Origin of the sequence: Microcystis sp. BLCC-F210 (genome assembly GCF_042134685.1) — a bacterium.
Taxonomy (GTDB): domain Bacteria; phylum Cyanobacteriota; class Cyanobacteriia; order Cyanobacteriales; family Microcystaceae; genus Microcystis; species Microcystis aeruginosa_D.
This window is the reverse complement of the sequence record NZ_CP169647.1, coordinates 793,379-807,760: the sequence shown is the minus strand read 5'-3', so window position 1 is coordinate 807,760 and position 14,382 is coordinate 793,379. Positions and strand designations below refer to the sequence as shown.

Sequence of the window (14,382 nt, the reverse complement as noted above, 5' to 3'; positions counted from 1 at the left end):
CAGAGCAGTCATCGATCGCCGGGAAAATGCTAAGTTAAGTAAAGACTCGACAGCCAACTTTCCATGAACATCCTAACCAAGCTGCTTTTTCCCGAAACTAAAACCCCAGAGCAAGTAGGTTCACCGCGAGTACAGAAAAGCCGCCGGGGAATCGAGACCAAATCCGCCGCAGAAATCGTTATTATGCGACAAGCGGGTAAAATTGCCGCCACAGTCCTCAAGGAAATTGCTGAGATCGCTCAACCCGGGATGACGACCGCAGATCTGGATGTCTATGCGGAAAAACGTATCCGCGCAATGGGTGCTACTCCCAGTTTTAAAGGTTATTATGGCTTTCCTGCCTCGATTTGTGCCTCCGTCGATAACGAAGTCGTTCACGGTATCCCTAGCGCGAAAAAACGCCTCAAAGCCGGTTCTGTGTTAAAGGTAGATACGGGGGCTTACTATCAAGGTTATCATGGGGATTCCTGTATCACGATCGCGATCGGTTCCGTCTCTCCCAAAGCCAAAAAATTAATCCGCGTAGCGGAAGAAGCTTTATATAAAGGTATAAATCAGGTAAAAGCTGGCAATTATCTGCTCGATATTGCAGGAGCGATCGAAGATCACGTTCAAGCTAACGGTTTCCAGGTGGTAGAAGATTTTACCGGCCATGGAGTTGGCAGAAATCTCCACGAAGAACCCTCGGTATTTAATTTTCGCACTAATCAGTTACCCAATGTCAAACTCCGCGCCGGGATGACTCTGGCAATTGAACCAATTGTCAATGCGGGATCCAAACATACCAGAACTTTGCGCGATCGTTGGACGGTGGTGACGATGGATAATGCTCTCTCTGCTCAGTTTGAGCATACTGTCCTAGTAACCGCCACAGGTTACGAAATCCTAACCGATCGCAATAACCTATAAAATTGTCTATAGATTTTTTGCTCCGGAATCTTAATTGAAAATTTATTTAGCGGCAGGATTTAGTCAAAATGTTTAAAAATATCGTTGTTGCCTTAGATTGTGGGGAATCATCCCATCGAGTCCTTCATGCTTTGAATTCCCTCTCGCTAACGGCAAATTCTTACATCATCATCACCCATATTCTCAGCAAGAAGGGAGATGAATCGGCAGTGGATCGCCCTCACCCCTCCCGTGAGATCATTGAAGATCAATTGCGCTGCTATCAATCCCAGATTGCTACCCCTAGTGAAATCGAAGTCATCTTTGGCGATCCCGCGGAGGAAATTATTCGTTTAGCTAATATCTATCAAGCTGATCTGATCGTCATCGGCAGCCGGGGATTAACGGGAGTTCAACGGGTGATCGAAGATTCTGTTAGTAGTCTCGTGGTGGCAGAAGCTACCTGTTCCGTATTGGTGGTAAAAGCATAGCAGCCAGTATTAAGCGTCGAGACTCCCAGACTGGTGAGACAGCTATCAGGGATCGGATTTGAGCAGCACTGCTGACTAAAATTTGCAAATCTTATTTTTCCCCGATGTTTTCCCCCATACATTCCCCAGTATTTCCCCACTCACTCCCAATGTTTCCACAGTTTACCCAGACTTTTCCACAGGCAACAGCGATAGAATCGGCACTTGCTCCTAGAAAAAATTAATCTTGATTGTCAAAATCTCTATGGATAGATACTGAGTTACTGTTAAGTTAAGTAAATAAAATCTAGCTCTAACCCTTATTCCGTCGTAAATATTAAGTTTTTCTAAAGCATTCCTTTACATCTGGTAATATTGCAACTCCCCCCAACTTGGCTCACAATAGTCCTTACTGTCCACTACACGAGTCAGGGATTTCCCCACTTCCGATCAGAGGTAAACGATATGAATACATCAGTCAGTATCTTGGCAGAAATCCCCGAAATTCTCCACCAATCCCTACAACAATACCTAGAAGCTCACCCCGGTTGGGATCAAGATGGTGTGTTTACGGCGGCCTTGTCATTTTTTCTACTTAATTGTCAATCCCCCGAAAGGATGAATTTTGAGGAACAAAATAGCTGTGCCAAGGTTTATCTAGAAACTTTGTTCCAGCGCTCGGAGTGCTAATTCGGTGATAATAAGAGTCGGGTCCTGGTTAAAAGCCCGATTTCTCCATATGAATTCCGATAAAACCCATAATTTAATCATTCCTCGGCTAATTATCGGTTTGGGTAATCCCGAACCCAAATATGATCGCACCCGTCATAATATCGGTTTTGAAGCTGTGGACTCATTAGCGCGAGATTGGGGGCTATCTTGGCAGGAAAACAAGCGATTTCAAGGTTTTATTGCCGAGGGTGACGGTCCTCTCCCGGGCAAAATTCGTCTTTTGAAACCCCAAACCTATATGAATCGCTCCGGGCAATCGGTGCGAGCGGTGCTGGACTGGTATAAACTAGCTCCAGAGTCGATTTTAGTCATTTACGATGATATGGATCTGCCCCTAGGCCGGTTGAGAATCCGTCTATCGGGATCGGCAGGCGGACACAACGGTATTAAATCGATGATTGCCCACGTTGGTACGGAAAACTTCGCTCGTTTACGCATAGGAATCGGTAAATCAACCGAAAAAGCGACTATTTCCCACGTTTTAGGCCGATTCACTGCCGAAGAAAACCAAGTGATCTTGAAAGTGTTAGACTTGTCCAGAAAAGCGATCGAACTTGGTCTCAAACAAGGGTTACAAAAGGCAATGAGTCTCTACAATAATCAAAGTGTAGAGATTGGCTCTAATCTATGCTGATAGCAAATGAGCCTGATTTTAGTAATGGTTATAATCGTCATTTTCGTCTATACTCTTACAGAACCCTTGCTTAAATTTTGATCGCCCTTTGCTAGATTAGGTCAATTTTTATCATCGATATTAGCAGTTTAAGTATGATTAATCGCCAAAGTTTGCTGAGATTCATCCACAGGTTTAATCTCATTTTATTGATAATCGCTACAGTTTTTTGTCTTTGGAGTAATCCTGCTTTTGCCCATCGTCCCCATGATGTGATTAGTCAAGTGGAAGTTTCTCCCGATTTCCAGACAGATAATACAGTATATATCTTGGTGCGAAATAACTTTTATAAGTCTAGCGACGGAGGTAGCAACTGGAAAAGATTAATTCAAGGTTTAGATTATACGGGGGAATTAAGTTCCTTATCCCTATCTCCCCTCAATAAAAATATTCTCTATCTAGCTTCAAGATCCGATGGTATTTATAAAAGTAAAGATGCGGGGGAATCTTGGCAGCAAGTTAATCAGGGTTTAGCAACTAACTTTATTAACTTTGTACAAATTGCCCCTTCTGATCCCAATATAGCAGCAGCAGTGGGATTAGAAAAAGGGGTTTATTTAACCGAAGATGGTGGTAAAAATTGGTCAAATATTTTCCCCACCAAGGCACTGATAACCTTTCTCGCTATTACTCCCAACAATCCTAATCGCATTTTTTTTGGGGATGAACAGGGTAAATTATACACTTCCTCCGATGGGGGTAAAACTTGGCAGAATCTCCCCCTACCCGCTAATGTGGGGGCAGTAGATACCATTGCTTTTTCTCCTAATCTAGACAGGGATAAAACCTTTTTTGTCGGTACAAGAGAAGCAGGTATTTTTAAAACCGTTGATGATGGTAAAACCTTCCAAGCTGTTAACGAAGGAATTAAGGATAAAATCATCGAAGACATCGTTATTTCTCCCCAGTATGCCCAAAACTCCACCCTTTACGCTATCACTTGGCATGACGGAATGTATGTTTCTCAGGATGGCGGCAAAAGTTGGACAAAAATGAGCGAGGGTTTAACCAAAGACAAACAAGCAGATGATTATAAAGTTCCCCATTTTATGGACTTAAAAGTCGTTGAAGATACGATGTTTTTGGGGGGATTTAATGGCTTATTTAAAACCACAGATAGCGGCAAACAATGGCAGGAAATAGAAACTTTAGCCCGGGCAACAGTTATCGCCATGGCGGTTTCTCCTAATTATGCCCAGGATGGTACTGTCGTCATTGCTAATTATGTAGGCAATATCTTCATCAGTCGCGATCAAGGGAAAACTTGGACACCAATTAATCGCGGTTTAGAGGTTTATCGACTTGGTAAAGATCCCGAAGAATCAGGACAGGATCCCCGTCGTTTCTTTGACATTGCCTTTTCTCCTAACTATGGAGAAGATAGAACTATTTTTGCTGGGTTTTTACGCAATAGATTTGCCAAATCTGATAACGGTGGTGATTTATGGAAAATTATCGAAATTGATCAGAAAGTACGCGGTCCGAGAATAGTTATTTCCCCAGATTTTGCCAAGGATAAAACTCTCTTTCTCACCAATCAGCAGGGTAGAATATTTCGTTCTACCGATGGAGGAAATACGGTTAAAAATATCAGTGAAGTGGGCAGAATTTCCGGTAATTATGCCCCTGCTATGGTAGCTTCCCCCGATTTTGCTAAGGATAAAACTTTGTTTGTCACGGGAACAGAGGGAATTTATCAAAGTGTTGATGGTGGACTAACTTGGAAAAATGTCACCCAAGGAACACCCCTATCAAAAACCGCTAATGTGCAGTTGGCAATTTCTCCCAATTATCCCAAGGATGGAACTATTGTTGCTGGGACAATTTCTGGTTTATTTGTCACCAAAGATGGGGCTAAAAGTTGGACAAAGCTAGAGAAACCGGGGTTTAATCCGCAAGCATCAGTAGAAACCATTGCTATCTCTCCTGATTATGCTAATGATCACACGGTAATGGTTAGTTTACAGGGAGATGGTTTATTTAAATCTACCGATGGTGGGGAAACTTTTAAGCTAATTGGTGATCCTAAAATACCTCTAGTGAAAATTCATAGCATCCCTTCCTCTGGCATCTCCGTCCAGTTTTCTCCTAATTATGCTCAAGATAAAACTTTATTCGGTTTTGGTGGCGCTAAAACTACAGTTTTTCGTTCCACCGATGGGGGAGAAACTTGGACAAGTGTAACTATTCCTCCTCACGCGGAAGAAAATACACCCCGCTATAAAATCGGTGAGTTTTTCTCTGGTCCCCTTGGCACAATCCTACGCTTAGTTATCCCGATTCTCCTAGCAATCGTCGCTTATTTTCTGGTGGGTTTCCTGAAACTGGAGAAAATTATTAATCTTCCTAAATCCTTCTTCCGCATGACAGGAGCATTGATGATTTTTCTGTTTGTTTTCTTCGTTATCATTACCCAAGTTTAGGAGAAATTTTGACCGGCGGGGCTTGACAAATCCCGCCGCTTGCCCTATACTTATATGTATAGTGGGAATCCGTGCCTACCTGCAACCTCTAATTTTTACAGCAGTTATCCCCTGAGAGAATTAACCATCAGCAACGTAGGGATTAACCATCTTAGCAGGGTCAACAATGCGATCAAAATCATCTTCCTCGATGTATCCTAGTTGCAAGGCTGCCACTTTCAGGGTTAAATCCTTTTCTAGGGCATAATGAGCGACGTAGGCAGCCTTTTGGTAGCCAATCACGGGACTTAAAGCAGTCACCAGCATCAAGGATTGATTTAAAAAAGTCTCAATTTGTTTTTGGTTAGCAGTCATCCCCTTAACCAAAAACTGACAGAAATTACTGCAACCATCCGTGAGCAAACGGATAGACTGCATGAGATTATGAATCAACAGCGGTTTATAGACATTCATCTCCAGATATCCCCCGGCGCCTCCCATCGTCACCGCTAAATCATTAGCTATCACCTGCACTGCTATCATCGATAAAGCTTCGCATTGGGTGGGATTAACTTTCCCCGGCATAATTGAAGAACCAGGTTCATTTTCCGGCAGCTGTAATTCTCCGATTCCACAACGGGGACCACAGCTAAGTAAACGGATATCATTAGCAATTTTATACAGAGAACTAGCGATAGTTTTCAGTCCCCCGCTCAAGAAAACGAGAGCATCGTGGGAACCCTGCACGGTAAACTTATTAGGAGCAGTAATAAAGGGTAATTTGGTCAGATTAGCGATTTCGGCAGCCACATCTCGATCAAAATCTGGAGGAGCATTAATTCCCGTACCCACTGCTGTTCCTCCTAAGGATAAACGATAGACTTTTTCTAGACATTTTTCTAGCCAATCGCTGCCGTCATCTAATAAACCTACATAACCGGAGAACTCTTGTCCCAGGGTTAAAGGAGTGGCATCCTGTAGGTGAGTACGACCAATTTTAACTATATTTGCCCATAATTGCACCTTTTCATCGAGACTATCCCGTAATAGTTGCAGACTGGGAATTAATTTTTCTTTGACTGCCAAGGCAACAGCAATATACATGGCCGAGGGAAAAGAATCATTAGTCGATTGGGACATATTAACATGATCGTTGGGATCGACGGGAGTTTTGCTCCCCAGAGGATTCCCCGTCAGTTGACTACAACGATTGGAGATGACTTCGTTGATGTTCATGTTAAACTGGGTGCCACTTCCCGTCATCCAAACGTAGAGGGGAAAGTTATCTGCGTGTTGTCCGGCTAAAATTTCATCGCAGACTTGACAGATAAGGTTTTTTCTCTCCTGACTGAGACGATTTTTTTGCTGATTGACAATTGCACAGGCTTTTTTGAGAATGGCATAGGACCAGATCATCTCCCGGGGCATGAGATTATCACCGATACTAAAGTATTGTAGGGATCTTTGGGTCTGCGCTCCCCAAAGTTTATCGGCAGGTACGGGAATTTCTCCCATGCTGTCTTTCTCGATGCGAAATTCTGTCATCTTTAAGTTACTTCTGCGGTCAGGAAAAGATGGTCGTTATCTGGCCTGAAAAAGGGAGGTCGCAGGGCGACACGGATTCCCATTATAAAAAAAGTATAAGTCAAGTCTGGCTGGTTTGTCAAGCCCTATGGGAACTTTTTCTGGCGGCATTTTTACCCGGGAGGTTGACAAGAATAACTGGCAGGGTGCTGGAGTGATTATGAGACAAAAACTGTTATATTTTAGGGAAGATAATCAGTAAAAAAGACGGGATTAGAGACTATGGACACAGCGATCGCATTAAGTTGGACATTGGGAATTATCTTAGGGTTGATGACCCTTTTGTTTATCTTGCGGATCGTGCTGACTTGGAATCCACAGGTAAATTTAAATAGCTTCCCCTTTAATATTATTGCTTGGCCCACAGAACCTTTTTTAATCCCCGTGCGTAAACTGATACCACCCTTGGGAGGAGTTGATATTTCTCCGATTATTTGGGTGGGAATTTGTACGCTGCTGCGGGAAATTCTTCTCGGTCAACAGGGTTTGATTACCATGGCCTTAAAATAATTATTCACGCGACTAAAATATGCTGACATAATTTATGTTCTAACTCTCGTTCCTGTTTTTCTAGGGTAATAATCGCCTGTTTGATAATACTTTTAACATCCATCCCTTGGTCGGATTGTTTTAACCATTGTTGTGCGGTGTTACCTTCACGGAGAATTTTTTGTAGGGGAGAGAGGAAACAACTAAAACCCTTTTCTTTAGCAACGGGATAAACTTGAACATAGAGGTCTTTAATCCAATCCCTAGCCAAGATTTCCCGGCCATCGTACCAATGTTTCAGGGTGGCATCAAGACTAAAACGCGCAGCAGCCTGTTCGTTTTCTTGAGTTAAAGTTAATAAATCTTCGCTGCGATTGCTACTAGGTAATTGACTTAAAATTAAGGGGTCTAATTGGGGATCTTGTAAAAGTTGAGTTAAACGGGCCTCTAAAAAAGCCATAACTGCTAATAAACTAATAGGATCAGCAATCAGGTCACAAATTCGCAATTCTAGACGATTGAGATTATAGGGACGATTGCTACCGTTAGGACGTACCGACACCCAGAGATGACGAACATTCTGCATCGTACCGAGTTTTAATTGTTCCTCGGTCCAGGTGACAAAATGTTTATGACTTTCAAAGAGGGGAACATAAGCGGGAGTTTGGGGGAAAACTTGCCAACGACGGGAATGGGAACCAGTGATTTTACCATCGAGAAAAGGAGAGGAAGCACTTAAAGCCAAGTATAAAGGAGCTTCTAGACGAATTAAGCGACAGGCACGCATTAAATCCTCATAATCGCTAATACCGACGTTAATATGAATACTGGCCGTGACTACATTAGTGCCGTAGGTCTGTTCGATATAGTCATGATAGGGATTGTGGGGGTCACTGCGATAAAAATATTGACTATCACCCAAGGAGAGGGTACTGCCGGGGATGAGGGTATAATCGCCTAAACGACGCAAATATTGCCGTAGAGCTAGACGAGGTTTTAAAGTAGCGCAGAAAAGACGGTCATAGTTAGTCATGGGAGCCGTGGTATATTCTACGTTACGAGTATCTGGCTCCCGGACAAAACCGTCTAAATCCTTGACAATGCGATCGGATAAACCGATAACTTCTCCGGCTGCCGTTCCGGTGTACATTTCCACTTCAAAACCTTTACTTAGAAGCATCGTCAATTCACCCTGCTGTGTCTATTTTGTAGTTTGACATTATTTGGACTGTAAATGACGTTCGATCAGTAAAATCGCTACTATATCATCAATGGGGCGATTGGGAAGACGCATACCTTGGGGGATGAGTTTCTGTAATCCTTTGGGGGGGAACATTTGCCAATAGCGATCGCGAGCTTCTAGGGTACTATTGCGTTCATCTACTAGAGTAATCGGGATGGTGATACGAGCGGCAATTTTTTGGAGCCAACTTTTTGAAGTGGTTTGATTCCCCATCACCAATAATTCGATCGAATATTGTTGACAGAGACTGACTAAACGCTCGATCGCTTGTGACGATGCTATCACCTCATGGGTATAAATTTTCCCCGTTGATGACCTGACCGCGATCCCACATTTATCCTTACCCGGATCAAAACCGAGAATACACATAGTTTTTATCTCCTGCAGCAGTGGTCGGTTTGATTAAATGATTAAATTAGGGGTTCGGGTGTTGGGGATTTCAGTTATCAGTGATCAGATTGTAGTTTTAAGTGGGCAGTGTTAGGTGAAACCCACTGATTACTTTTTACTGATAACAGCAGCAAGGGAATGCCAAAATTTATTAAGTATCTAAGCAAAATTAATTATACATATCTAACCCCGCTCTTGCCTCTTGCCTATCTTCACTAGGAAATTAATTTTGCACGACTACTTAGCTCAATTATACTATAACTCTTGCCGATACAGTCACTACCATGATAAGCTGTTCGTAATTTAAATTGCTTGTTGAGATGAGGCAAAAGGCAACAGTAAAGGGATTGGGGGAGGTTCGGCTAATCTAATAATAAGCGGTTTAAATGCGTCTTAGCTTATTGTGGTAGTAGTGCCTAGGGGTCAGTGAGTTTATCGAACTGCGTGCGCCCAAAATGTCCTATAGATATTTCGACCAAATTGAGATGCAGCCAAGGAAACGCTCTAGACATGAAGAGGTAGAAATTTATGAAAGCTGAAGATTTTGATCGCAAATTTGATGATGGAGAAAATATCATCGAATACTTGGATTTAACTAAAATTAAACGTTCTAATTGCGAGGAAAAATCAGCCAGTTCCAATTCCCTGCAAACAAGTCTCTTTGTTGTTGTTGCTGGGGATGGTTCCATCCGGCGGCATAAATCGACTAAATCCTTATCTGGCAAGAAGAGATTTAAATTAGTTCGTTCTAGAGCGAAAACAATTGATAAAAATTGCTAAACGTCTTTCTCTATAAGCTATAAGGGTTTCATCCCTTATAACCCTCGTCCATTGCATAACACAAACCGAAGAACCTTATTTTTTCCCTTGCAGTAAACCGAAACGAATTAAACCCGACTCGTAACCGCGCCGCATTAACCCTAAAGATAAGGCCCCTTGGATAGTAGTATAACCGCTTGCTAACAAACCTGCGATCGCATCTGGGGTTAAGGCCGAATCAATCACCACATCCCAAAAAGCGGCCACCGATAGGGACCAATCATCGGTTTTTAGGTCTTGAAAGCCAACTTCACGAGCAATATCGGCGTATTCTGGCAAAGAAATCACATAGGGCAGACAATAAACCTGATAAATCTCGTTTAATAGCTTAATCTCCCCTTCCGTTAAATTACCGGCGAGGGAAGTGGTGGGACGATGACACCAAGTAGCCATCAAAAAAGTCCCCCCGGGCTGCAAAACCCGATAACATTCCCGCAGAAATTGCCTTTTATCGGGCATATGTTCGCCACTTTCTAATGACCAGACCAGATCAAAATTATCGTCAGGAAAGGGGGTTTTTAGGGCATCAGCCACACAAAAACTCACTTGTTCCTCTAAATTGAACTCTTGCGCTCTTTGGCTGGCTCTAGCGGCTTGTACAGGGGATAGGGTAATCCCCACCCCTTGGCTGTGAAATTTTTCGGCCAGATAAAGACTACTGCCACCAATACCACAACCCACATCGAGAATCTGATTAGCGCTGGTGACACCACCCCAAGTTAATAATTCTTCTATTAAATCAATTTGTGCCTGACGGCGATCGAGTTTAATCTTACCACCACGACCGTAGTAACCATGGTGCATATGTTCGCCCCAAATCCTTTCCCATAGTCCACTAGAGGAGTCATAAAAATCGGCTATTCGTTGATAAAGTTCCATGGTCATTTCCTAAGTAAGTGGGTGGAATTAAATATAAGATGAATGGGTAATGTTCTAGACCTGTGGATCGTATTTCCGCGAGGTAGTCAATCTATTCATTGTGACTTGTTTTGTCCACAGATTCAGAACACTACCGAGAAATTAAATCTTTTCTGGCAAGAGACTTAATTGATTAGTTCGCTCTAGATCAAAAATAATTGACAAAAGCGGTTCTTTGGTAGGTTTGGGAGTGCTATCTAGAAGTAAGGCAGCACTGGAGCAACAAGTTCCAAAATTAATTTCGAGTTTCATGACTTTTCTTCTCTTTTGTCTGAAAATAAAAATTAGATAAATTCTCTGAAGATAGTTTTCATCGGTAAAAAGAGTGAAAGCGGTTGATCTGGAAAAGGAATAAATTCGTATTTTAAATAAAATTCTTTGGCTCTTAAATCTATAGCATCAACTCTAACTGCAAAAATGCCAATTTCCTGAGAAGCTTTGACGGCTCTAAAAAGTGCATCTACGAGTAATTCTCCTCCTAATCCTTGTCCTTTGACTGAGTTATCCACAGCTAACTTGCCAATTAGTAGGGCTGGAATTGGATAGGTGGGCAGTCCTTTTTGATAAGATTTTGGGAGAGAGTAAAACTCAATAACACTAGCACTGACTGTGTAATAACCCTCAATTTTTAAAGGCTCAGATTGGGAAATGGCAATAAAGGTTTTAGCAATTCCTTTTTCATGATTTTGCCGAGCGTATTTTTTGAGATAATCATTTAAGACGGGATAACCACAGTCAAAATACTCTCGTTGATACTTTTGATGAATAGGGACAAAATTCCATCTTTTTTCCGCCTCATTGTCCATATTTATCTCGATATTTTTTAATGGCTGTTTTGAGGTTTCCTTGAAGTTCTGGGGGATTTTCCATAATGGACATAAATAAGTCTCGATCTCGATCTGAAAGAATCAATCTTTCCTGAGTGTCTATGTCTTGTTTGGCAATAGGTAACAGGTGAAGAAGAGTATAAGCACTTAAGGAAATTCCTCTGAGGGAGGCGGCTTTTTCGAGAAGTTCTTTTTGTTCTTGAGTCACTCTCAAGTCTATACGGCTATCTTTAACCTTTGAGGTTTCTGACATAAGGGGTTTCTCCAGTATTGAGTTCCGATGTTTCTAGTTTAACAGATTTAGGCGGACAAAGTACACAGAAAAGAAGAGGAGGAAATCATTAGTCTTTAGAGAGAGTTGACAGAAAGGTAGCCAGTGGCATAATATTCTCGAAGATGTGTCGTTAACCTAATCTATTTGTATTTACCCTTGTGCGATACTTGGATTATCTATCTGTAACTCAAATGACTGAATCCACCTTAACAGAACTGCATCAGAAAATCGATGCTGGTGTGAGAATAGCGATCTAGGAGAGTCTATCAGCATTTTAAAAGATGGCTAAATTGTCACCTTAACGGCCGAGCAAATTCCCCCCAAATCACCATAATAAATGCTTTCAGGATCAAGATTTGGTAGTATTAAATAGGGAGTAAAATTTTATGACTAGAATTAAGCGTAGGCAATTACTATCCCTGACTGGTTCTTTATTAGCCACTTTAGGATTGAGCCAGTTGGAATTAAAACAGCGAGCCATTTTTTATCGTAGCGTACTGGCAGAAAATACACCTCGTAAACGGGCATTATTAGTGGGTGTTAATAATTACCCCGATACTAGATGGATAACCCTTGAAGGTGCCGTCAATGATGTCAAACTACAACAGGAATTACTCATTCACCGTTTTGGATTCGAGTCCGATCAAATTTTGCTTTTAACTGATCATGAAGCAACTCGTGAGAATATCCTACAAGCGTTTGAGGAACATTTAATTAAATGGGCGCAACCCGGTGATGTGGTAGTTTTTCACTTTTCTGGTCATGGTTCTCAAGTTTTTGATCCCGATCAAATTTTTCAAGATGGGCAAGTTAGCACGATTGTTCCTGTTGATAGCATTCTGCCTCCAGGTTATCCCAATAAAGGAGGAAAAGTCAATGATATTACAGGTCATACTTTGTGGTTGTTGATGCAAGCAATTAATACAGAAAATGTCACTTTTATTCTGGATAGTTGTCACTCTGGAGGGGCAAGAAAAGGCATCTTAACAGTGCGATCGCGCCCTGGAAATCGGGAGTTAAACAGGACTGAAAACTCTAACATCCAACTGTTAGCAAGTCCCCAGGAACAGGAATATCAAAAACAACTGATGTCCAGACTTAACTTGACCGCTTCAGACTTGGCCATAGAGCGAAAAAAGGGCGTTCCCAAAGGCATAATGCTGGCGGCTGCTAGACCTGACCAAACGGCGATCGATGCTTCCTTTGGTGATACGGCTGCCGGTATCTTTACATATATCTTGACTCGCTATCTCTGGCAGCAAACCGGAGGCGATTCAGTTAGTCAAGTAATGATAAGTGCGACGGCTACTACCGATCGCATTTTACGGGAATATTTCCCGACGGCTGGTTTATTACAGCAACCGGAATTTAATACTAGGGAGGGAAGTAACAACAGCGAGCAAGCGGTTTATTTTCTCAAACCAGATCAGAAAATCCCTGCTGAAGCTGTGGTCACTCAAGTGCAGGGAAATCAGGTTGACCTGTTTTTGGGAGGGATCGATCCGCGTACCTTAGAAGCATTCGGTCGGGGGGCAATTTTAACTTTAGTGGATGGGGAAGGGAAAGAACGAGGTCAAGTTCAGATAGAGTCGCGTCAAGAGTTGACAGCTAAAGGGAAACTGATCCAGACAAGAGATAATATTGCTTCCGGGACTCTACTTCAAGAGCGATCCCGGGCCATTCCCAGTAATTTAACTCTACGAATTGGTTTAGATGCTTCTTTACAGCAAGCTAAACAAGCTTTAGAAGCGATTAAACGCATTGAAGTGGTGTCTTTAGAGCAAACCAATTTTCACTATATTCTAGGGCGAATTTCCCTCATTTATCATCAGCAATTACAGCAATTAAAAGTGAAAAAATTGCCAGAAGTCGGCAGTATTGCTTTATTTTCTCCTGCATTGGATTTGGTTCCCGACTCGGCGGGAATTGCCGGGGAAAAAGTAACAGATGCCGTTGAGCGATTAAGCCCTAAGTTAAAATCCTTGTTAGCAGCAAGATTAGTCAAGTTAACTCTTAATAATTCTTCTTCCCGTCTGAGTGTAGCTGCGGCGATGGAAACGGTAGATGGTGGCCAATTGGTGGCAGAATCGTTTACGGTTAGGGGTGCAAAGTCAGGCAGTTTCAGTCAAAATAGAGGGGTGCGCGGTTTAACCAGTAACGCGCAAAAAATCAAGCAGGGGACTCAGGTACAATTTCTCGTACAAAATAACGAGTTAGTTCCTCTCTATATTACTGTTTTACTTATTAGCGTAGATGGGACGCTTACCGTCCTTTCGCCTTTACTGGGAAGGGGAGATAATTCTCCTGTGACTCCGGGGGAAAAAATTCAGATTCCCGATCCAAATCGAGGGGAATTGTACAAATTTAAGGTAGAGGGTGAAACGGGAATAGCGGAAGTGTTGGTTATTGCTACTACGACTCCTCTAACCAAAGCTGTGGAATTGTTGCAGGTTTTGGCTACAGAGAGAGGGTATAATCTGAGAGGGACACCTATAGATTTAACTCAGCCAGATGAGGCGATTTCTAGCCTTCTGGATGATTTAGATGGGGGTAGTCGGGGGAGTGGGACAGTTTCTAATTCAAGAGTGCGTCAGATTGATACTCGACAGATGGCTGCTATGTCGATTACTTTTGAGGTTACTGATCCCAGGCGCTAACCTTTTAATTTTATAT

At 42.3% G+C, this 14,382-nt stretch carries 15 protein-coding genes; 8 read left to right on the top strand and 7 right to left on the bottom strand.

The features are described from left to right. Nucleotides 1-63 precede the first annotated feature (63 nt). From map to ACE3JL_RS03910, 5 genes are all read left to right on the top strand, one after another. Nucleotides 64-909, top strand: coding sequence for a type I methionyl aminopeptidase (map, locus tag ACE3JL_RS03930; protein ID WP_271988467.1), 846 nt, complete (start codon nucleotides 64-66; stop codon nucleotides 907-909). 68 nt (nucleotides 910-977) lie between these two features. Then, nucleotides 978-1,379: a universal stress protein gene (locus ACE3JL_RS03925; RefSeq protein ID WP_375328891.1), complete on the top strand. Its 402-nt coding sequence runs from the start codon at nucleotides 978-980 to the stop codon at nucleotides 1,377-1,379. A gap of 444 nt (nucleotides 1,380-1,823) precedes the next feature. Beyond that, the gene (locus ACE3JL_RS03920; RefSeq protein ID WP_008201610.1) at nucleotides 1,824-2,048 is read left to right on the top strand and encodes a DUF2811 domain-containing protein; all 225 of its coding nucleotides are present in this window, start codon (nucleotides 1,824-1,826) and stop codon (nucleotides 2,046-2,048) included. Between the two features lie 49 nt (nucleotides 2,049-2,097). Further along, on the top strand, nucleotides 2,098-2,724 hold the full coding sequence (gene pth / locus ACE3JL_RS03915) for an aminoacyl-tRNA hydrolase (RefSeq protein ID WP_271988465.1): 627 nt from the start codon (nucleotides 2,098-2,100) through the stop codon (nucleotides 2,722-2,724). 134 nt (nucleotides 2,725-2,858) lie between these two features. After that, the gene (locus ACE3JL_RS03910; protein ID WP_375328890.1) at nucleotides 2,859-5,186 is read left to right on the top strand and encodes a glycosyl hydrolase; all 2,328 of its coding nucleotides are present in this window, start codon (nucleotides 2,859-2,861) and stop codon (nucleotides 5,184-5,186) included. A 120-nt stretch (nucleotides 5,187-5,306) separates the two neighbouring features. Here ACE3JL_RS03910 and fumC read toward each other — a convergent pair whose 3' ends face one another. Further along, nucleotides 5,307-6,710 carry a class II fumarate hydratase gene (gene fumC, locus ACE3JL_RS03905; RefSeq protein ID WP_375328889.1) on the bottom strand — a complete coding sequence of 468 codons (1,404 nt, stop codon included), beginning with the start codon at nucleotides 6,708-6,710 and terminating at the stop codon, nucleotides 5,307-5,309. 261 nt (nucleotides 6,711-6,971) lie between these two features. Here fumC and ACE3JL_RS03900 point away from each other — a divergent pair, with 261 nt between their 5' ends. After that, the gene (locus ACE3JL_RS03900; RefSeq protein WP_002793203.1) at nucleotides 6,972-7,259 is read left to right on the top strand and encodes a YggT family protein; all 288 of its coding nucleotides are present in this window, start codon (nucleotides 6,972-6,974) and stop codon (nucleotides 7,257-7,259) included. 4 nt (nucleotides 7,260-7,263) lie between these two features. Here the strand turns inward: ACE3JL_RS03900 and gshA are convergent, their stop codons facing one another. Next, nucleotides 7,264-8,418: a glutamate--cysteine ligase gene (gene gshA, locus ACE3JL_RS03895; RefSeq protein ID WP_375328888.1), complete on the bottom strand. Its 1,155-nt coding sequence runs from the start codon at nucleotides 8,416-8,418 to the stop codon at nucleotides 7,264-7,266. A 39-nt stretch (nucleotides 8,419-8,457) separates the two neighbouring features. After that, nucleotides 8,458-8,850 carry a pre-16S rRNA-processing nuclease YqgF gene (locus tag ACE3JL_RS03890; RefSeq protein WP_271988461.1) on the bottom strand — a complete coding sequence of 131 codons (393 nt, stop codon included), beginning with the start codon at nucleotides 8,848-8,850 and terminating at the stop codon, nucleotides 8,458-8,460. 549 nt (nucleotides 8,851-9,399) lie between these two features. Here ACE3JL_RS03890 and ACE3JL_RS03885 point away from each other — a divergent pair. Beyond that, nucleotides 9,400-9,651: a hypothetical protein gene (locus ACE3JL_RS03885; RefSeq protein ID WP_271988460.1), complete on the top strand. Its 252-nt coding sequence runs from the start codon at nucleotides 9,400-9,402 to the stop codon at nucleotides 9,649-9,651. 75 nt (nucleotides 9,652-9,726) lie between these two features. Here the strand turns inward: ACE3JL_RS03885 and ACE3JL_RS03880 are convergent, their stop codons facing one another. From ACE3JL_RS03880 to ACE3JL_RS03865, 4 genes are all read right to left on the bottom strand, one after another. Continuing rightward, nucleotides 9,727-10,569, bottom strand: a complete 843-nt coding sequence (locus tag ACE3JL_RS03880; protein ID WP_375328887.1) for a methyltransferase domain-containing protein — start codon at nucleotides 10,567-10,569, stop codon at nucleotides 9,727-9,729. Between the two features lie 141 nt (nucleotides 10,570-10,710). Beyond that, complete coding sequence (locus ACE3JL_RS03875; RefSeq protein ID WP_271988458.1) at nucleotides 10,711-10,860, bottom strand: hypothetical protein; 150 nt, start codon at nucleotides 10,858-10,860, stop codon at nucleotides 10,711-10,713. A 32-nt stretch (nucleotides 10,861-10,892) separates the two neighbouring features. Further along, nucleotides 10,893-11,414: a GNAT family N-acetyltransferase gene (locus ACE3JL_RS03870; protein WP_375328886.1), complete on the bottom strand. Its 522-nt coding sequence runs from the start codon at nucleotides 11,412-11,414 to the stop codon at nucleotides 10,893-10,895. Further along, nucleotides 11,404-11,688 (bottom strand): DUF1778 domain-containing protein, encoded by a 285-nt coding sequence (locus tag ACE3JL_RS03865; protein ID WP_002789208.1) that lies wholly within the window; start codon nucleotides 11,686-11,688, stop codon nucleotides 11,404-11,406. Before ACE3JL_RS03865 ends, ACE3JL_RS03870 begins: the two co-directional genes overlap by 11 nt. A gap of 407 nt (nucleotides 11,689-12,095) precedes the next feature. Between ACE3JL_RS03865 and ACE3JL_RS03860 the strand changes: the two genes are divergently transcribed. Next, nucleotides 12,096-14,366: a caspase family protein gene (locus tag ACE3JL_RS03860; protein ID WP_375328885.1), complete on the top strand. Its 2,271-nt coding sequence runs from the start codon at nucleotides 12,096-12,098 to the stop codon at nucleotides 14,364-14,366. Nucleotides 14,367-14,382: the final 16 nt, after the last annotated feature.